At 56.1% G+C, this 18,582-nt stretch carries 18 protein-coding genes; 8 read left to right on the plus strand and 10 right to left on the minus strand.

The genetic code is table 11. The features are described from left to right. Positions 1–78: 78 nt before the first annotated feature. The 4 genes from nrdD to treR all read right to left on the minus strand — a co-directional run bounded on the left by nrdD (position 79) and on the right by treR (position 6,861). Positions 79–2,217, minus strand: a complete 2,139-nt coding sequence (gene nrdD, locus ACMYSO_RS16365) for an anaerobic ribonucleoside-triphosphate reductase (protein ID WP_434665961.1) — start codon at positions 2,215–2,217, stop codon at positions 79–81. A gap of 441 nt (positions 2,218–2,658) precedes the next feature. After that, positions 2,659–4,314, minus strand: a complete 1,656-nt coding sequence (treC, locus tag ACMYSO_RS16370) for an alpha,alpha-phosphotrehalase (RefSeq protein WP_434665963.1) — start codon at positions 4,312–4,314, stop codon at positions 2,659–2,661. Between the two features lie 51 nt (positions 4,315–4,365). Then, positions 4,366–5,784 carry a PTS trehalose transporter subunit IIBC gene (treB, locus tag ACMYSO_RS16375; protein WP_434665965.1) on the minus strand — a complete coding sequence of 473 codons (1,419 nt, stop codon included), beginning with the start codon at positions 5,782–5,784 and terminating at the stop codon, positions 4,366–4,368. 129 nt (positions 5,785–5,913) lie between these two features. Then, the gene (gene treR, locus ACMYSO_RS16380) at positions 5,914–6,861 is read right to left on the minus strand and encodes a trehalose operon repressor TreR (protein WP_434665968.1); all 948 of its coding nucleotides are present in this window, start codon (positions 6,859–6,861) and stop codon (positions 5,914–5,916) included. 180 nt (positions 6,862–7,041) lie between these two features. Here treR and mgtL point away from each other — a divergent pair, with 180 nt between their 5' ends. From mgtL to ACMYSO_RS16405, 5 genes are all read left to right on the plus strand, one after another. After that, positions 7,042–7,095: a mgtA regulatory leader peptide MgtL gene (mgtL, locus tag ACMYSO_RS16385; protein ID WP_227540168.1), complete on the plus strand. Its 54-nt coding sequence runs from the start codon at positions 7,042–7,044 to the stop codon at positions 7,093–7,095. 145 nt (positions 7,096–7,240) lie between these two features. After that, on the plus strand, positions 7,241–9,949 hold the full coding sequence (mgtA, locus tag ACMYSO_RS16390) for a magnesium-translocating P-type ATPase (RefSeq protein WP_434665971.1): 2,709 nt from the start codon (positions 7,241–7,243) through the stop codon (positions 9,947–9,949). A gap of 359 nt (positions 9,950–10,308) precedes the next feature. Continuing rightward, complete coding sequence (locus ACMYSO_RS16395) at positions 10,309–11,286, plus strand: TRAP transporter substrate-binding protein (protein WP_434665973.1); 978 nt, start codon at positions 10,309–10,311, stop codon at positions 11,284–11,286. A gap of 62 nt (positions 11,287–11,348) precedes the next feature. Beyond that, a complete protein-coding gene (locus tag ACMYSO_RS16400; RefSeq protein WP_123757908.1) occupies positions 11,349–11,858 on the plus strand; it encodes a TRAP transporter small permease in 510 nt (169 codons plus the stop codon). 30 nt (positions 11,859–11,888) lie between these two features. Continuing rightward, positions 11,889–13,175: a TRAP transporter large permease gene (locus ACMYSO_RS16405; protein ID WP_434665975.1), complete on the plus strand. Its 1,287-nt coding sequence runs from the start codon at positions 11,889–11,891 to the stop codon at positions 13,173–13,175. 85 nt (positions 13,176–13,260) lie between these two features. Here ACMYSO_RS16405 and ridA read toward each other — a convergent pair whose 3' ends face one another. The 5 genes from ridA to ACMYSO_RS16430 form a co-directional block, all read right to left on the minus strand. Beyond that, on the minus strand, positions 13,261–13,647 hold the full coding sequence (ridA, locus tag ACMYSO_RS16410; protein ID WP_123757910.1) for a 2-iminobutanoate/2-iminopropanoate deaminase: 387 nt from the start codon (positions 13,645–13,647) through the stop codon (positions 13,261–13,263). Positions 13,648–13,808: 161 nt separating this feature from the next. Beyond that, complete coding sequence (gene pyrI / locus ACMYSO_RS16415; RefSeq protein ID WP_123757911.1) at positions 13,809–14,270, minus strand: aspartate carbamoyltransferase regulatory subunit; 462 nt, start codon at positions 14,268–14,270, stop codon at positions 13,809–13,811. 12 nt (positions 14,271–14,282) lie between these two features. Beyond that, positions 14,283–15,218, minus strand: a complete 936-nt coding sequence (gene pyrB, locus ACMYSO_RS16420) for an aspartate carbamoyltransferase (protein WP_434586587.1) — start codon at positions 15,216–15,218, stop codon at positions 14,283–14,285. Positions 15,219–15,220: 2 nt separating this feature from the next. Further along, positions 15,221–15,280 (minus strand): pyrBI operon leader peptide, encoded by a 60-nt coding sequence (locus tag ACMYSO_RS16425; protein WP_112150686.1) that lies wholly within the window; start codon positions 15,278–15,280, stop codon positions 15,221–15,223. After that, positions 15,255–15,359 (minus strand): pyrBI operon leader peptide, encoded by a 105-nt coding sequence (locus ACMYSO_RS16430; RefSeq protein WP_015585298.1) that lies wholly within the window; start codon positions 15,357–15,359, stop codon positions 15,255–15,257. Before ACMYSO_RS16430 ends, ACMYSO_RS16425 begins: the two co-directional genes overlap by 26 nt. Before the next feature lie 193 nt (positions 15,360–15,552). Between ACMYSO_RS16430 and ACMYSO_RS16435 the strand changes: the two genes are divergently transcribed. Beyond that, entirely contained in the window at positions 15,553–16,005 is a 453-nt protein-coding gene (locus ACMYSO_RS16435; RefSeq protein WP_174509855.1) for a YhcH/YjgK/YiaL family protein, read from the plus strand. A 45-nt stretch (positions 16,006–16,050) separates the two neighbouring features. Here ACMYSO_RS16435 and argF read toward each other — a convergent pair whose 3' ends face one another. After that, positions 16,051–17,055, minus strand: a complete 1,005-nt coding sequence (gene argF, locus ACMYSO_RS16440) for an ornithine carbamoyltransferase (protein WP_434586585.1) — start codon at positions 17,053–17,055, stop codon at positions 16,051–16,053. Positions 17,056–17,217: 162 nt separating this feature from the next. Between argF and rraB the strand changes: the two genes are divergently transcribed. Beyond that, complete coding sequence (rraB, locus tag ACMYSO_RS16445; protein WP_123757915.1) at positions 17,218–17,643, plus strand: ribonuclease E inhibitor RraB; 426 nt, start codon at positions 17,218–17,220, stop codon at positions 17,641–17,643. A gap of 144 nt (positions 17,644–17,787) precedes the next feature. Beyond that, a complete protein-coding gene (gene miaE / locus ACMYSO_RS16450; protein WP_434665978.1) occupies positions 17,788–18,552 on the plus strand; it encodes a tRNA isopentenyl-2-thiomethyl-A-37 hydroxylase MiaE in 765 nt (254 codons plus the stop codon). Positions 18,553–18,582 lie beyond the last annotated feature (30 nt).

The raw sequence follows: 18,582 nt of genomic DNA on the forward strand, positions 1-18,582 counted from the left end.
CCGGGGGGACGATGGTGAGATTAGCTTTGTATCCCGGACAGGCCGCTGGCGGCGCTATCCGGGGGGACGGTGGCGAGATTAGCCGAGTTGACCGTTGCCGAGGTGTTTGACGCGGCGTTTCACCTCTTCCTGCTTACCGGCGTTGAACGGACGGGCGTCCGGGCTGCCGAGGTAACCGCACACGCGACGGGTCACCGACACGCGGGCGGCGTCGTGGTTGCCGCATTTCGGGCAGGTAAAGCCTTTACTGGTGCATTCGAACTCACCGGTAAAGCCGCACTCGTAGCACTCGTCGATCGGCGTGTTGGTGCCGTAATACGGCACGTGCTGATAGCTGTAATCCCAGACATCTTCCAGCGCTTTCAGGTTGTGCTGGATGTTCGGGTACTCGCCGTAGCAGATGAAGCCGCCGTTGGCGATTGGCGGATAGGCCGCTTCGAAGTCGATCTTATCGTACGGGTTGACCTTCTTCTCGACGTCGAGGTGGAAGCTGTTGGTATAGTAGCCCTTGTCCGTCACGCCCGGGATCACGCCAAATTCGGCGGTGTCCAGACGGCAGAAGCGATCGCAGAGGTTTTCGCTCGGCGTGCTGTAGAGGCTGAAACCATACCCGGTTTCGTCTTTCCATTGGTCCACGGCATCGCGCAGACGCTGCACGATAGCAACGCCTTTGGCGCGCAGCGCTTCGCTGTCGTACATGTGGGTTTCGCCCGCCAGCGCGTTAATGGTTTCGTGAATGCCGATATAGCCCAGGGAGATCGACGCGCGACCGTTTTTGAAGATTTCGGAAACGTCGTCGTCGGCCTTCAGGCGCACGCCGCAGGCCCCTTCCATATACAGAATCGGCGCCACGCGTGCTTTGACCCCTTCGAGGCGCGCAATACGCGTCATCAGCGCTTTACGCGCCAGCTGCAGGCGCTCGTCCAGCAGCGTCCAGAATGCCGCTTCGTCGCCTTTGGCTTCCAGGGCAATGCGCGGCAGGTTCAGGCTAATCACCCCGATGTTGTTACGCCCATCGTGAACTTCTTCGCCGTTTTCGTTTTCCCACACGCCGAGGAAGCTGCGGCAGCCCATTGGCGTTTTAAACGAACCGGTCACCTTCACTACCTGATCGTAGTTGAGGATATCCGGGTACATGCGCTTGCTTGCGCACTCCAGCGCCAGCTGCTTGATGTCATAGTTGGCATCGCCAAACTTGTGGTTCAGGCCATCGCGAATCGCAAAGACCAGTTTCGGGAACACCGCCGTTTTGCGGTTTTTACCGAGGCCGGCGATACGATTACGCAGAATAGACTGCTGAATCAGGCGGGATTCCCAGGTGGTGCCCAGACCAAAGCCAAAGGTGACGAAAGGCGTCTGTCCATTGGCGGTATGCAGGGTATTCACTTCGTATTCCAGCGACTGGAAGGCGTCGTAACACTCTTTTTCGGTGCGAGAATGGGCGTAACCTTCGGCATCCGGGATCTGCCACTCTTCGGCAATTTTACGATGCTTGTTGAAGCTCTCGGTGACGAACGGCGCGAGCACTTCATCAATACGGTTAATGGTGGTACCGCCATAAATATGGCTGGCGACCTGCGCAATGATCTGCGCCGTGACGGCGGTGGCGGTAGAAATAGACTTTGGCGGTTCGATCTCGGCGTTACCCATCTTAAAGCCGTGGGTCAGCATGCCTTTCAGGTCGATCAGCATACAGTTGAACATCGGGAAGAACGGCGAATAGTCGAGGTCGTGATAGTGAATCACGCCACGCTCGTGAGCCATGACTACGTCGTGCGGCAGCAGATGCTGACGGGCGTAATGTTTGGCGACGATACCGGCCAGCAGGTCGCGCTGGGTCGGGATGACTTTACTGTCTTTGTTGGCGTTTTCGTTGAGTAACGCCGAGTTGGTCTGCTCAACCAGTCCACGAATCTCCTGGTTCAGACGGCCGCGCTTTTCACGTTGGCTATCGCGGTCATGGCGATATTCAATGTAGGCGCGCGCCAGCTGCTTGTACGGACCGGCCATCAGCTGGTTCTCAACGGCGGTCTGGATTTCGTTGATATCAACCTGGGCGCGGCCCTGCATTTGCTGGCTAACGACTTCTGCGACGGTGGCGCAATAGTCTGCGTCATCGACTCCCGCTGCTTTAGCTGCACGCAGAATTGCTTCATTAATGCGCTCTGACTTGAACGGCACTTTACAGCCATCGCGTTTCATCACATGCGGTGTCATGATCACTCCATACTTTATAGAACAGGTTATCCACAGAGGCGGAAAGTTTGCCGAAGTCACTGGGGCTATACCTGCCGCCGTGTTGCTCCGGTTCCGGCCCTTTTTATCCACATCCCATCACCGCCAGAGTTCGATGGGCTATGGTGACATAATAGACGATTGATACCATATGTAGGGCCGGGACGCATTTTAAGTTCTATATGTAGTGATTTGCATCAAAGATGTTTGCTATTTTATTGATGCAGGACAAAGTAAAAAGTCGAGAGTACGCAGGCTGGGCACCCGCGCGGAATGTAAATTTATCTGACTAAAAAACAAGCGGAAATTGGCGAGGAGAAGGCAAAAACGCTGGCACCGGCCAGCGTCACGTGATTCGCCCTTGTCCAGGCTGCAGGAACGGCACCCGCAGCCCGGTTGAGCGCAGCACAGGCCGGGGAAAGGTTACTCCTGCAGCCACCAGATGGCTTCAAACGGGCGCAGCGTCATGGCCGCAGGGCGGTTCGCTGCCTCCGGATAGTTGCTCATCAGTACCTGCCAGTCGCCGTCCATCTCGCGGTGATGCCAGTTCTGGAATTCGCGACTCAGGTTAGCCGCGACGACCAGGGTTTTGCCCTGCCACTGGCGGCGATAGCACCACAGCGCAGGATGTTCCGCCAGCAGATCCTGATAATCGCCCCAGATCAGCACCGGCGTGGTCTTGCGTAGCGCAATCAGTTGCTGATAGGTGTAAAACACGGAATCCGGGTCAGCCAGCGCCGTTTCGGCATTGATGGTCTGATAGTTATCGCACAGGGAAATCCACGGTTCGCCGGTGGTAAAACCACCCTGGGCGCGGCGATCCCACTGCATCGGCGTGCGGCTGTTATCGCGCGACTTACTGGCGAGGATCGCCAGCAGCTCATCCGGCGCCTGTCCCTGCGCCGAGCGCTCAATAAACATGTTGTGGCTTTCCACGTCGCGATACGCGTTGATGTCCGAGAAATGCGGGTTGGTCATGCCAATCTCTTCACCCTGATAGATATACGGGGTTCCCTGCATGCCGTGCAGGACCATCGCCAGCATTTTCGCCGCCGGAACCCGGTATTCACCTTCATCACCGAAGCGCGACACAATGCGCGGCTGATCGTGGTTACACCAGAACAACGCATTCCATGCCCGGTTGTGCATCCCCTGCTGCCAGTGGCGGAACAGCGCTTTGAGCGCCACGTAGTCAGGGCGTGCCAGGGACCACTTTTCACCGCCGGGATAATCGACCTTCAGGTGGTGGAAGTTAAAGGTCATCGACAGCTCGCGGCCGTCCTGCGCGGCATACTGCTGACAATGTTCCAGCGACGTGGAGGACATCTCGCCCACCGTCATCAGCTGGCGCGGGGTGAAGACGTCGCGGCTCATTTCCTGCAGGAATTCATGAACCCGCGGGCCGTCGGTATAAAAACGGCGTCCGTCGCCCTGGTCATCTGCCGGGAAGGTCTGATCTTTCGAAATCAGGTTAACCACGTCAAGGCGCAGACCGTCGACGCCGCGGTCGGCCCAGAATTCGCACACCTTTTTGAGCTCTTCCCGTACCGCCGGGTTTTCCCAGTTGAGATCGGCCTGTTCCGTGGCGAACAAATGCAGATAGTACTGCCCGCTCTCGGCGTGCCACTGCCAGGCATTGCCGCCAAATTTTGAGCGCCAGTTGTTTGGCGGCGTGGTGGGCTCGCCATCGCGCCAGATGTAAAACTGGCGGTAGGGACTCTCTTTGTTTAACGACTCGCGAAACCAGGCGTGTGCGGTCGAGGTATGGTTTAATACCATATCCAGCACGATGCGGATCCCGCGCGCTTTGGCCTCTGCCACCAGTTCGTCGAAATCATCCAGGGTGCCGTAAGTGGGATCGATGGCGGTATAGTTCGCGACATCGTAGCCGTTATCCACCTGCGGTGAGACGTAGAACGGGGTCAACCAGATAGCGTCCACGCCGAGGGTTTGCAGATAGTCGAGGCGTGAGGTGACCCCACGCAGATCGCCGGTGCCGCTGCCGGTCGTGTCCTGGAAACTCTTCGGATAAATTTGGTAAATAACGCCGTTTTGCCACCAATGGGGAAGGGTATTCATATCGCTTTCCTGCTACAACGAAGGGGCGCTACTGCGCCCCGAAAGATAAGATCAGACAATCTGTAAGGTGCCCTGACGGAATTTGCGCTGGTACACGATCGTGGTGAGCGCAATCGGCACGACCACTGCGATGACCATCGCTAACCCGAAGACCTGCCAGTAGGTTGGCTGGATGGAGAGGATCCCCGGCAGCCCGCCAACGCCGATACCGTTCGCCATCACGCCGTTCAGGCCACACAGCAGCCCGGCAAGGCCGGAGCCGATCATCGCGCAGAGCATTGGGAAGCGGTATTTCAGGTTGATCCCGTACATGGCCGGTTCCGTGACCCCAAGGTAGGCCGAAATAGCGGCCGGAACCGAAATTTCACGCTCGTTCTGTTTGCGGCTGGCGATGATAATGCCGACGACCGCTGACGCCTGGGCGATGTTGGACAGGGCAATCAACGGCCACACCGGGGTGCCGCCCATGCTCTGAATCATCTGCATATCGATAGCCAGCGTCGTCTGGTGGACCCCGGTAATCACCAGCGGGGCATACAGGAAGCCGAACAGGGCGGCGCCAATCGGCGCAAAGCTGCCGGTCATCAGGTGACGCACCGCGAAGGCCACGCCGTCGCCAATCATGCGGCCAAACGGGCCGATAAAGGCGTGGGCAAGGAAGACCGCCAGAATCAGCGAGCATACCGGCACTACCACCAGATAGAGGTAGTCAGGGACGATGCGTTTCATGCGCGTTTCGATAAAGCCCAGCGCCAGGCCTGCCAGCAGCGCCGGGATAACCTGCGCCTGGTAGCCGACTTTAGCGATGGTGAACAGGCCGAAGTTCCACACTTCCGGCACCTGCTGACCCAGCATATAGGCGTTCATCAACTGCGGAGAGACAAGGGTCACGCCGAGCACGATGCCGAGGATCGGCGTGCCGCCCACTTTCTTCACCGCTGACCAGCAGATACCGACCGGCAGATAGAAGAAGATGGCCTCGCCAATCAGCCACAGGAAATCATAAATGGTTTTCAGCGACGGGTGCATTTGCGCCAGCGTCTGCCCGTTGCTCATCGGCAGATCGCCGATCACGTTACGGAAGCCGAGGATCAGGCCGCCGCTGATCAGCGCCGGCAGCAGCGGGAAGAAGATCTCGGCAAAATGCGAGATCAGCTGCTCGTGCCACTTCATATTTTGCCGCGCAGCCTGTTTAGCCTGCTCTTTATCAGCAGATGCCTGGCCGGTTGTTGCCAGCAGCGCCTTGTAGTAATCGTCCACTTCCGTGCCAATTACCACCTGGAACTGCCCGGCGTTGGTGAAGCAGCCCTTCACCATGCGCAGCTGTTCGATTTCTTTGGGTTTGGCAATGGCCGGATTGTTCAGCACAAAGCGCAGACGGGTAATGCAGTGGCTGACGGTGGCAATGTTATCGCGCCCGCCCACCAGTTCGATCAATTTATCGATGTCCTGCTGATTCACTTTACTCATGTTGAGGCCTCAAAACAGAGGGAAGAGATTGCGTAATGACCTGAGACGAATCCTAACGGGTTCGTGGGAATTTCAAAATGGGAACGTTCCCGAAACGCAGCGAGGATCACATAAATCCACCATCAGAGCTTAAATAAGCGCGGCGGGAATCACGATCTGGCGGGGTTCTGTCTGGCCGGCGATCTGCGCGATCAGCTGCTGGGCAGCCTGACGCCCGGCCTCGGCGTAGCCTGGGTTGACGGTGACAATCTCCGGGTGAAGGAACTTCATCAGCGGCGTGCTGCCGACGCTGGCAACCTGCAGATGGGCAATCTGCTGCTCCTGCAAATACTTGCTGGCGCCAAGGGCGAGGGTATCGGTGGCGCACAGCAGCGCGCTGGTCTCCGGCGTCAGCACGCTGGCGACATTGTCGTAGCCCTGTTTCATCGCCAGCCCCGGCAGGGCGGCGGACGGGGTGAGCTGGTGTTGCGCGCAGAAATCAAGATAGGACTGATGGCGGCGCTGCCCGGTGGTGACGTCGCTATGGGGCACCCCGAGAAAACTGATATGGCGATGTCCGCTGTCGTACAGGCGCTGCATCAGCAGGTTGACCGCGCCGTTGTCGTCGTAGCAGACCGAGGCGAAGCCCGGCGCATCGCGCGCCAGCAGCACCATCGATTCGCGCCAGGGCGTCAGCATCTCTTCGGTGATGCCGGTAAAACCAAACAGCACCACGCCATCGATATTGCGGCGGGCGAGGATCCGCAGATGTTCCCCGACCAGCGCCGGAGAGAACTGGCTCTCCATCATAATGGGATCGAAACCCTGCTCGTAGAAGGCCGGCAGCATGGTCTGTACGGCCAGGTTCTCCGACAGCGAATCAAGACGGGTAACGATAATAGCCACCACTTTGTCGCTTTGACCACGCATCGCCCGGGCGGAACGGGAAGGCGAGAAACCGTGCTGTTGCATCACCGCTTCGACTCGTTCACGGGTACGTTCGTTAACGCCGCTTTCATTGTTGAGCACGCGTGATACCGTCGATTTCCCGACGCCGCTTAAGCGCGCGATATCTTTAATGGTCAGCCGGTTTTGCATGCAAGGTTCTCGTGGTCATCCGATGTAGTGAGCCTAATGCTACTCAACCAAACCGCAATGAGCAAAGTCTGGTTTACGTCTGGTTTAGTTACGCGGGGTTATCATTGGCGACAGCGGCTTCAACTTGCCCGCTGGTTGCGCTATAGTTTGCGCCGTTTTTCCTCACTTACCGGAGATTTTATGGACCCCGATCCCACTCCTCATCCTCGATGGAGTAACTCTCTTTTCCGGTAAGCCTGCTTAGCACTGCTTTACCGGAAGCGTAAAGCAGTGACGTCCTTGATGTCCCTGCCATAAAAAAATAATACCTGACAGGTAGAGTTTTGTTGCGCCTGTCAGTTGTGCTGCGTTCGCCCTGGCGAACGCGGAGGGACTGTTTATGCTGAAAAATATGACCCGGCAGCTGCTTGCACAGCTCAGCCGCCATTTGCCGCGCCGACTGGTTCAGCGCGACCCGTTACCGGATGCCCGCCATCTGGCCAGTACGCCGATTCCAGAATCGTTAGGCAAACACTGCCTGAACGTGGCGGCAATGGACGACAATGAACTCTGGCGCGCCTTCGACAGCCACCCGGAAGGGCTGAACGATAGCGAAGTCGCAGAGAAAATCGCCCGCTTCGGCGACAATCAAATCCCGGCGCAGAAGCCATCACCATGGTGGGTGCATCTGTGGACCTGCTACCGCAACCCCTTCAACCTGCTGCTCACCGTGTTGGGTATCGTCTCCTATGCAACGGAAGATCTGTTTGCCGCCGGCGTGATTGCGCTGATGGTGGGGATCTCCACGTTGCTCAACTTTATTCAGGAAGCCCGCTCGACCAAAGCGGCGGATGCCCTGAAGGCGATGGTCAGCAATACCGCGACGGTGCTGCGGGTGGTCAACGAGCAGGGAGAAAGCCGCTGGTGCGAGCTGCCTATCGACCAGCTGGTGCCGGGCGATATCGTCAAGCTGTCGGCGGGCGATATGATCCCCGCGGACCTGCGTATCCTCCAGGCGCGGGATCTGTTCGTTGCCCAGGCCTCGCTAACCGGTGAATCGCTGCCGGTTGAAAAAGTGGTTCACAGCCGTGACCCACAGCAAAGTAACCCGCTGGAGTGCGACACCCTGTGCTTTATGGGCACCAACGTGGTGAGCGGTACGGCACAGGCAATCGTCTTTGCGACCGGCGGCAACACCTGGTTTGGTCAGCTGGCCGGACGGGTCAGCGAGCAGGAGAGCGAGCCGAATGCCTTCCAGAAAGGCATCAGCCGCGTCAGCATGCTGCTGATCCGCTTTATGCTGGTGATGGCGCCGGTGGTGCTGCTGATTAACGGCTACACCAAAGGCGACTGGTGGGAAGCGGCGCTGTTCGCGCTGTCGGTGGCGGTCGGCCTGACGCCGGAAATGCTGCCGATGATTGTCACCTCGACTCTCGCGCGCGGGGCGGTGAAGCTCTCGAAACAGAAAGTCATCGTCAAGCACCTCGATGCGATCCAGAATTTCGGCGCGATGGACATTCTGTGTACCGATAAAACCGGTACCCTGACGCAGGACAAAATCGTGCTGGAGAACCACACCGACGTCTCCGGCAAGGTCAGCGAACGGGTACTGCACAGCGCCTGGCTGAATAGCCACTATCAGACCGGGTTGAAAAATCTGCTTGATACGGCGGTGCTGGAAGGAGTCGAACTCGACGCGGCGCGTCAGCTGTCCGAACGCTGGCAGAAAGTGGATGAGATCCCGTTCGACTTTGAGCGCCGCCGGATGTCGGTGGTCGTGAGCGAGCAGGAAGGGGTGCATCAGCTGATCTGCAAAGGTGCGCTGCAGGAGATCCTCAATGTGTCGACCCAGGTGCGTTACAACGGCGATATCGTGCCGCTGGACGACACCATGCTGCGCCGCATCAAACGCGTGACCGATACGCTCAACCGCCAGGGGCTGCGGGTGGTGGCGGTGGCGACCCGCTATCTGCCCGCCCGAGAAGGCGACTACCAGCGGGCCGATGAGTCTGACCTGATTCTCGAAGGCTATATCGCCTTCCTCGATCCGCCGAAAGAGACCACTGCGCCAGCCCTGAAGGCGCTGAAGGCCAGCGGGATTACCGTCAAAATCCTCACCGGCGATAGCGAACTGGTCGCAGCGAAAGTGTGCCATGAAGTGGGGCTGGACGCCGGCGAGGTGGTCATCGGCAGCCAGATTGAAGCGTTGAGCGATGACGAGTTGGCCCAGCTGGCAAAACGCACCACGCTGTTCGCCCGCCTTGCACCCTTGCATAAAGAGCGCATCGTGACGCTGCTGAAACGCGAAGGGCATGTGGTCGGCTTTATGGGCGATGGCATCAACGATGCTCCGGCGCTACGCGCGGCGGATATCGGCATCTCCGTGGATGGTGCGGTGGATATTGCCCGGGAAGCGGCGGATATCATTCTGCTGGAAAAAAGCCTGATGGTGTTGGAGGAGGGGGTAATCGAAGGCCGCCGTACTTTTGCCAACATGCTGAAATACATCAAAATGACCGCCAGTTCTAACTTCGGTAACGTCTTCAGCGTGCTGGTGGCGAGCGCCTTTCTGCCGTTCCTGCCGATGCTGCCGTTGCACTTACTGATCCAGAACCTGCTGTACGATGTATCCCAGGTGGCGATCCCGTTTGATAACGTCGACGATGAGCAGATCCGCAAACCGCAGCGCTGGAACCCTGCGGAACTGGGGCGCTTCATGGTCTTCTTCGGCCCGATCAGCTCGATTTTCGATATTCTGACCTTCTGCCTGATGTGGTGGGTGTTCCACGCCAACGTGCCGGAAGCCCAGACGCTGTTCCAGTCCGGCTGGTTTATTGAAGGGCTGCTGTCGCAAACGCTGATTGTGCATATGATCCGTACGCGACGGATTCCGTTTATCCAGAGCCGCGCCGCGTGGCCGCTGTTTGCTATGACCCTGGTGGTAATGGTGGTGGGCATCGCGCTGCCGTTCTCACCGCTGGCGGGCTATTTGCAGCTGCAGGCGCTGCCGCTGAGCTACTTCCCGTGGCTGATTGCTATTCTGGTTGGCTATATGACGCTGACCCAAATGGTGAAAGGTTTCTATAGCCGACGCTACGGCTGGCAATAATCTCAAATAATGGCTGCTGCGGCAGCCATTTCTCTTTTCTTTCCCACCAAAATAATCTCCGCAACGCGTTGTGTTTTATTTTTTTGAAATGATAAAGGTGTGAGAGATCACAACTATGGTTCTCTTTCAGACATTATTTTTTCCGTAAAATGACCTTCGTTGCAAAAATGAAACAGCGTGCTGAAAATATCTCGGTTATTCCTTCTTTTGTGAACATAATCATCGTAATAATTTGTTACAGAGGCTAACCTGCCCTGGCATTACCAATAACAAGATTCTTCCTGCTGCTTTTCATTCAGACCGTCATTGTTTCTGTAAACCGTTTGCTATTAGCGTTTATATATCTCTGGAGAAGGTAAATGAAACTGAGAAAAACTCTTTTAAGTCTGGGCGTGGGGTGTGGACTCCTGCTGACCTCGCAGATAACCGCGGCACAAACGCTGCGTGCGGCCGACGTTCATCCTGCTGATTATCCTAACGTCGTAGCGGTAAAACACATGGGGGAAAAACTCAGTGCCGCCACCGATGGACGGCTGGATATTAAAACGTTCCCTGGCGGCGTGCTGGGCGATGAAAAGCAGATGATTGAACAGGCGCAGCTTGGTGCGATCGATATTATTCGTGTGTCGATGGCGCCGGTGGCGGCAATCTTACCGGAGATTAACGTCTTCACCTTGCCATATGTCTTTCGCGATGAAGACCATATGCACCACGTGCTGGACGGCATGATCGGCCAGGAAATTGGTGACCGGCTGACCGCGAACAGCAAGTCCCGACTGGTGTTCCTTGGCTGGATGGACGCCGGGACGCGCAACCTGATTACCAAAGATCCGGTCGCCAAACCGGAAGATTTAAAGGGGATGAAAATCCGCGTACAGACCAGTCCAGTGGCGCTGGATACCTTAAAAGCGATGGGGGCCAACGCGGTGGCGATGGGGACCAGCGAGGTCTTCAGCGGTATGCAAACCGGGGTGATTGACGGCACGGAAAATAACCCGCCAACCTTCGTGGCGCATAACTACCTGCCGGTAGCCAGGAATTATACCTGGAGTAAGCATTTTATTATTCCTGAGCTTTTTCTGTTCTCTAAACCAAAGTGGGACAAGCTGAAGAAAGAGGATCAGGAATTAATTATCAAACTGGCGAAAGAAGCCCAGGCCGAGCAACGTAAGCTCTGGGAAGCCTATAACACCAAATCGCTGGAAACCATGAAACAGCAGGGCGTTAAGTTTTATGACATTGACACTGATTATTTCTATAAAGCAACACAGTCAGTGCGGGATAAATACGGTAAAGACCATCAGGAATTGATCAAACAAATTCAGGATGTGAAGTAATTCATCAGGCGGATGGATTATTCCATCCGCCCTGAACTGATTATTCAGTCGAGGTAATGATGATGGGTGAATATTATTCATCGGTAATGGACATACTTTATCGAATTTCTATGTGGATTGCCGGGCTGGCGCTGCTGGTGATGGTGGCGGTGATCCCGGTTGGCATATTTGCGCGCTACGTGATGAACAGCGCGCTGTCATGGCCTGAGCCGATAGCCATATTGTGCATGGTGACGTTCACCTTTATCGGGGCGGCGGTGAGCTACCGCGCCGGTTCACATATCGCCGTCAGCATGGTGACTGACCGTCTGGGCGATAGCGCGCGTCGTTTCTGCTCTGTCGTTGCCGATCTTATCCTGATGGCCATCTGTATTTTCATCCTCTGGTACGGTTCCTCACTGTGTATCGAACTGTGGGAACAACCGGTTGCGGAATTCCCACTGCTTACCGCCGGAGAAAACTACCTGCCGCTCCCGATTGGCTCGGCGATCACGCTGCTGTTTATCATCGAAAAGATCTGCCGTGGTGACCAGTATCAACGTCCTATCGTCATGCTGGGCTCAACCAGTTGATCGTCGATCCGATTGCATAGAGGAAAACTGATGGATGCCTTTATTCTCGTTTTTACGCTGGCGATCATGCTGGCGATTGGGGTGCCGGTAGCGTACGCCGTGGGGATCAGCGCGATCGTTGGCGCCTGGTATATTGATATCCCGCTGGAGGCGGTGATGATCCAACTGACCAGCGGCGTGAACAAGTTCTCGCTGTTGGCGATCCCGTTCTTTATCCTTGCCGGGGCGATCATGGCCGAAGGGGGGATTGCGCGGCGGCTGGTGAACTTTGCCTATATTTTTGTCGGGTTTATTCGCGGCGGCCTGTCGTTGGTGAATATCGTCGCCTCGACCTTTTTTGGCGCAATTTCCGGGTCATCGGTGGCGGATACCGCCTCTATTGGTTCGGTGATGATCCCGGAGATGGATAAAAAAGGCTACCCGCGCGACTTTGCGGCAGCGGTGACCGCCAGCGGCTCGGTCCAGGCGATCCTGACGCCGCCTAGCCATAACTCGGTGATTTACTCGCTGGCCACCGGGGGAACGGTGTCAATTGCCGCGCTGTTTATCGCCGGGATCTTGCCGGGGCTGCTGCTCAGTTTTGCTTTGATGGTGATGTGCGTCGGCTTTGCCCACAAGCGCGGCTACCCGAAAGGAGAGCGGGTGCCGTTTCGCCAGGCGTTGACGATCTTTGTCGATACGCTGTGGGGGTTGATGACGGTGGTGATCATCATGGGCGGGATCCTCTCCGGCATTTTCACCGCCACGGAATCGGCGGCGATCGCCTGCCTGTGGGCCTTCTTTGTCACCATGTTTATCTACCGTGACTACAAATGGTCCGAGCTGCCAAAGCTGATGTATCGCACGGTGAAGACTGTGACGATCGTGATGATCCTGATCGGTTTTGCCGCCGCCTTTGGCGCCATCATGACCTACATGCAGCTGCCGATGCGCATCACTGAAGCCTTTACCAGCATCTCGGATAACAAGTACGTCATTTTAATGTGCATCAACATTATGCTGTTGCTGGTCGGCACGTTGATGGATATGGCCCCGCTGATTCTGATCCTGACGCCGGTGCTGCTGCCGGTGACCAACGCGCTGGGTATCGACCCGGTTCACTTCGGGATGATCATGCTGGTTAACCTCGGGATTGGCCTGATTACGCCGCCGGTCGGTTCGGTGCTGTTTGTGGCCAGTGCGGTGAGTAAGCAGAAGATAGAGCAGGTGGTGAAGGCGATGCTGCCGTTTTATGCGGTGTTGTTCCTGGTGCTGATGCTGGTGACCTATATTCCGGCGATCTCGCTGTTCCTGCCGAAACTGTTTGGCGTGATGTAATGCGCGAGAAGGGGTGAATGTATCCGGCCTGAGCCAACAATGCAGGCCGGATAAACCATCAGGCTATCCGGCTGTGACGCAGAGATTAGCGGCGAATAGCGATCGCTTCGATCTCGATTTTCACGTCTTTCGGCAGACGAGCAACTTCAACGCAGGAACGGGCCGGGAAGGTGGCCTGATGTTCGGTGAAGAACGCTTCATACGCGGCATTCACGGTGGCAAAGTCGTTCAGATCTTTAACGAAGACGGTGGTTTTCACAATATCGCCCACTTTCAGGCCCGCGGCTTCAACGATAGCTTTCACGTTGTCCAGAGACTGGCGCGCCTGAGCGGCGACATCTTCCGGCACGCTACCGGTTTTCGGGTCGACGGGGATCTGGCCGGAAGTGATGATCATGCTACCCAGATCAACACCCTGAACGTATGGGCCGATTGCTGCTGGTGCATTTTCCGTCGCGATAGTTTTAGACATGAGTTCTCCTTAATAACAGCATTATATACCCTTCATCCTGCGAGTTGCCTCGTCGCGGCAGGCGGCGAATGGCCCGCGCTGCCGGGAAAGACGCAGCTTGCAGCATTGCGCGTATGGAACCCGGCCATTATAGGGAGCCGGGTAGCCAATACCAACCTCAATTAGTTGGCCAGAACCACATAATGTGAAAACTCTTTTTCACAATATTTGCACTTCAGCGCGATATCATTTTCACGTTTTTTGACCGCGAAGCTCGAGGAGACCGGCTCGGCGTGGCTGATGCAGTTGCTGTTCGGGCAGACCAGCACGTTGTTGATCCGATCCGGCAGGTTAGGGCGTAGTTTGCCTACCACTTCATAATCATCGATACGGTTAACCGTAGCATGCGGGGCATACAGCGCCAGCTGGTTTACCTGCTCTTCGGTCAGGAAGGTATTCTCGATTTTCACCAGGTCTTTGCGGCCCATTTCGCCTGACGGCAGGTTCAGGCCGATGGTGATGCGCTGATCCGTTTCGGTCAGCTTAAACAGCGTCAGCAGCTTAAAACCAACCTGTGCAGGGATGTGGTCGATAACGGTGCCACGTTTGATGGCTTCTACTTGCAGTTTATTATCGTGTGTCATGGTCGTTTCCCCTTACAGAGCCAGCTCGCTATTGAGTACCAGTGCCAGTAATGCCTGGCGGGCGAAGATGCCATTCCCGGCCTGCTGGAAATACCAGGCGTGCGGCGTTTTATCAACATCGGTGGTGATTTCATCAATGCGCGGCAGCGGGTGCAGCACTTTCATATTTTCGCGGGCACCTTCGAGGTCGGCAGCACGCAGGACAAACTGCGCCTTCACGTTGGCGTATTCGGACGGGTCGAGACGCTCTTTCTGCACGCGGGTCATGTAGAGAATATCCACCTCCTCCATCACTTCATCAATGGCGCTATGCACGCTCCAGGCAATCCCTTTCTCATCCAGCATATCAAGGATGTACTGCGGCATGGCTAATGCGTCCGGGGCGATAAAGTAGAAGCGGTTGCCGTTAAACTTCGCCAGCGCCTGGGTCAGGGAGTGGACGGTGCGGCCATACTTGAGGTCGCCGACCATCGCGACGTTGAGGTTTTCCAGACGGCCCTGGGTTTCCTGAATGGTGAACAGATCCAGCAGGGTTTGCGTTGGGTGCTGGTTGGCACCATCGCCGGCGTTGAGGACCGGAATGCCGCCGGAAAACTCGGTTGCCAGTCGTGAGGCCCCTTCCTGCGGATGACGCATCACGATAGCGTCGACATAGGTGCTGATGACCGAAATGGTATCGGCCAGGGTTTCCCCTTTTTTGCCCAGCGAGGTGTTGCTGCTGTCAGAGAACCCTACCACGCTGGCGCCCAGGCGGTGCATCGAGGTTTCAAACGACAGGCGGGTACGGGTGGAGGCTTCAAAGAAGCAACTGGCGATAACCTTATGCTTCAGCAGTTCTGGCTGTGGGTTGGCTTTGAGTTTTGCAGCGGTCGCCAGCACCAGTTCGAGGTCTTCTCGGCTGAGATCGTTTATGGAAATGATATGTTTTTGATATAGCGGGTTAGCCATGTTTATCTCCTGACGCCTGGGCAAAAAAAAAGCCCCTTAAATAAGGGGCTTCGAGAATTCATTGAGCAACGGAAAGAAAAACGCTACGCCAGCGCCTGTGTTCAGACGCGGTAAGACAGAATGTCGTACGCAGTAGACCATGCTTCCTCCCGGCAAATCGACCGGCATTATACGCAGCTCAAATTTCGGATCAAGTGATTAGTCCACAAACAAGAAAACGATTGCTTCAGGAAGCCTGCGTCAGCGCAAAAAACCATAAAAAAGAAGTGGTATGGCAGTGCGAAGGGGCGTATAAAAATAAAAATGAAAAGCTGTTTTATATTTGAGGGTTATTATGATCGTAGGTCACATTCATCATTTGCAAACCTGGCTGCCGGACGCGCTGCGTCAGGCGATTGAGCATGTTAAAGCGCATGTCACCGAGGAGACGCTGCCGGGAAAATACGATATTGACGGCAACAATGTGTTTTACCTGGTCTCGGAAGACACCACCGAGCCATTTGCTGCCCGTCGCGCCGAGTACCATGCGCGCTACCTGGATATCCAGATTGTCCTACGCGGTCAGGAGGCGATGACCTTCAGTACGCAGCCTGCTGGCACGCCGGACACCGACTGGCTGGAGGGGAAAGACATTGCGTTTCTCGCCGCCGGCGAGCAGGAAAAAACCGTGATTCTCAGCGAAGGTGACTTTGTGGTGTTTTACCCGGGCGAAGTTCACAAACCGCTGTGCGCCGCGGGCGAACCGGCCAAAGTGCGTAAAGTGGTGGTGAAGGTGCGGATGGCGTAACGGCGTTAACCCCGGTGGCGTTACGCCATCCGGGGATAGGCCACGTTATTTACTCAGCGTTGCGACCATCACCGCTTTAATGGTGTGCATGCGGTTTTCCGCCTGATCGAAGACGATACTTGCGGGCGACTCAAAGACCTCGTCGGTCACTTCCATGCCGCCGTGCAGGCCGTACTCTTCGGCCATCTGTTGGCCCAGGGTGGTTTGATCGTCATGGAACGCCGGCAGACAGTGCAGGAACTTAACCTGCGGGTTGCCGGTCAGCGCCATCATCTCGCTATTCACCTGATAGGCACGCAGCAGCGCGATGCGCTCCGCCCACTTCTCTTTGGCTTCACCCATAGATACCCAGACGTCGGTATAAATAAAGTCCGCGCCCTTCACGCCAGCGGCGATATCTTCGGTCAGGGTGATGTTGCCCCCGTGTTTCTGCGCCAGCGCCGTGCACTCGGCCACCAGACTCTCTTCCGGCCAGCAGTCCGCCGGGGCCACCAGACGCAGATCCAGCCCGGTCAGCGCGGCGGCTTCAAGCATAGAGTTACCCATATTGTTGCGGGCATCACCGGCATACACCAGCGTCATTTCGTTGAAGGCTTTGCCCGGCAGATGCTCCTGCATAGTCAGCAAATCGGCCAGCAGCTGGGTAGGGTGAAACTCGTTGGTCAGGCCGTTCCATACCGGGACGCCGGCATAGCTGGCGAGCGTCTCGACGATTTCCTGGCCATGACCGCGATACTGAATACCGTCATACATCCGCCCCAGCACGCGAGCGGTATCTTTAATCGATTCTTTATGGCCAATCTGGCTGCCGCTTGGCCCGAGATAGGTCACTCGGGCGCCCTGGTCAAATGCGGCAACTTCGAAAGAGCATCGTGTACGGGTAGAGTCTTTTTCGAAGATGAGCGCGATGTTTTTTCCAGCAAGGTGTTGGATTTCAATGCCGTTTTTTTTGTCGGTTTTCAGTCTGGCGGCCAGCGCCAACAGGGCAGTGATTTCTGCAGGGGTAAAATCAAGCAACTTTAAAAAATGTTTCTGATAAAACGCGGACATGGTTCCCTCGCTGGCTTAAGCCACTTATTGAATTAAAATTCAATTTATATGTATGAATATTCATTTGCAACCCCGTTTCACAAATCTTTTGCACAAAGGTGGAGGCAATCACGGCGGTATGTGACAATAGAAGTATCTGTCGCACATTATGAGGAACGAGCCATGGCAAACCCGGAACTACTGGAAGAACAGCGTGAAGAAACGCGTCTGATTATCGAAGAACTGCTCGAAGACGGCAGCGACCCTGATGCGCTGTACACTATCGAGCATCATCTCTCCGCCGATGACTTTGAAACTCTGGAGAAAGTGGCAGTAGAAGCTTTCAAAATGGGCTACGAAGTGACCGAGCCGGAAGAGCTGGAAGTCGAAGAAGGCGAAGTGGTTATCTGCTGCGATATCCTGAGCGAAAGTGCGTTGAAAGTGGAACTGATTGATGCCCAGGTGGAGCAGCTGCTGAACCTGGCTGAGAAATTCGGCGTTGAATATGACGGTTGGGGAACCTACTACGAAGACCCTAACGGCGAAGACGGTGACGAAGAAGACGACGAAGATCTCGTCGATGAAGACGACGACGGCGTTCGTCACTAAGTAAGCCTGCACGTCATCCATCAGGCACTTCTCTGTTGGCGATACTCAGAAACCCCGGCGACATAGCGACTATGCCGTCGGGGTTTTTCGCCTTAATGTACCTGATCGATCCTGCGTATCGTTGGCGTAGAGCAAGGAACTTTAATGGACTACCCGCAAATACTCGCCCCTGTACTCAATTTTCTCCACTGCCCGACGCCACAGGCATGGATTGATGAAGCCCGTAAGCCAGAAAACCTGCCGCTGCTGCTGACCGACCACATGGTCTGCGAGCTTAAAGCGGCGCAGAACGCATTGCTGCTGGTGCGCAAATATGTCGCCGATAAAAGTGGGGCCGATGAGCTGCTGGCCTGCCTGAAGCCGTATGAAGACTTTACCTATCGTTGGGGGCCTGAGCCGGATTTTGTCGCGCTGCATAAACAGATCAATAAAAGCACGATGCCGCAGACCGGCGACCCCTGGGGGCGCCAACTGGTGGACAATATGGTGCTGCTGATTAAAGAAGAGCTGCATCACTTCTGGCAGGTGCGGGAGATGATGCTGGCGCACGATATCCCTTACGTCAAAATGACTGCCAGCAACTACGCGCGCGGATTACGCAGAGAGGTGCGTTCTCACGAACCGGTGATGCTTATCGATAAACTGATTTGCGGGGCTTACATCGAGGCGCGCTCCTGTGAGCGTTTTGCAGCGCTGGCGCCGTGGCTGAACGACGATCTGCAGAAGTTCTATTTGTCGCTGTTGCGCTCCGAGGCGCGGCATTATCAGGATTACCTGGATTTAGCGCAGCAGATTGCCGACGAGGATATCAGCGAGCGTATCCGCCAGCTTGGCGAAGCGGAGGCGGCGCTGATTCTCGCACCAGAAGCCGAGCTTCGCTTCCACAGCGGCGTGCCGGCCAGCGCCTGAGAGAATGAGCCCGTAGCCCGGGGAGGATCG

This window comes from Klebsiella sp. B345, from assembly GCF_051131735.1.
Classification (GTDB): Bacteria; Pseudomonadota; Gammaproteobacteria; order Enterobacterales; family Enterobacteriaceae; genus Klebsiella.

Bases quoted from the DNA above. Each gene is read 5' to 3' on its own strand.
- nrdD (WP_434665961.1), bottom strand. From the start codon at position 2,217: ATGACACCGCATGTGATGAAACGCGATGGCTGTAAAGTGCCGTTCAAG.
- treC (WP_434665963.1), bottom strand. From the start codon at position 4,314: ATGAATACCCTTCCCCATTGGTGGCAAAACGGCGTTATTTACCAAATT.
- treB (WP_434665965.1), bottom strand. From the start codon at position 5,784: ATGAGTAAAGTGAATCAGCAGGACATCGATAAATTGATCGAACTGGTG.
- treR (WP_434665968.1), bottom strand. From the start codon at position 6,861: ATGCAAAACCGGCTGACCATTAAAGATATCGCGCGCTTAAGCGGCGTC.
- mgtA (WP_434665971.1), top strand. From the start codon at position 7,241: ATGCTGAAAAATATGACCCGGCAGCTGCTTGCACAGCTCAGCCGCCAT.
- ACMYSO_RS16395 (WP_434665973.1), top strand. From the start codon at position 10,309: ATGAAACTGAGAAAAACTCTTTTAAGTCTGGGCGTGGGGTGTGGACTC.
- ACMYSO_RS16400 (WP_123757908.1), top strand. From the start codon at position 11,349: ATGGGTGAATATTATTCATCGGTAATGGACATACTTTATCGAATTTCT.
- ACMYSO_RS16405 (WP_434665975.1), top strand. From the start codon at position 11,889: ATGGATGCCTTTATTCTCGTTTTTACGCTGGCGATCATGCTGGCGATT.
- ridA (WP_123757910.1), bottom strand. From the start codon at position 13,647: ATGTCTAAAACTATCGCGACGGAAAATGCACCAGCAGCAATCGGCCCA.
- pyrI (WP_123757911.1), bottom strand. From the start codon at position 14,270: ATGACACACGATAATAAACTGCAAGTAGAAGCCATCAAACGTGGCACC.
- pyrB (WP_434586587.1), bottom strand. From the start codon at position 15,218: ATGGCTAACCCGCTATATCAAAAACATATCATTTCCATAAACGATCTC.
- ACMYSO_RS16430 (WP_015585298.1), bottom strand. From the start codon at position 15,359: ATGGTCTACTGCGTACGACATTCTGTCTTACCGCGTCTGAACACAGGC.
- ACMYSO_RS16435 (WP_174509855.1), top strand. From the start codon at position 15,553: ATGATCGTAGGTCACATTCATCATTTGCAAACCTGGCTGCCGGACGCG.
- argF (WP_434586585.1), bottom strand. From the start codon at position 17,055: ATGTCCGCGTTTTATCAGAAACATTTTTTAAAGTTGCTTGATTTTACC.
- rraB (WP_123757915.1), top strand. From the start codon at position 17,218: ATGGCAAACCCGGAACTACTGGAAGAACAGCGTGAAGAAACGCGTCTG.
- miaE (WP_434665978.1), top strand. From the start codon at position 17,788: ATGGACTACCCGCAAATACTCGCCCCTGTACTCAATTTTCTCCACTGC.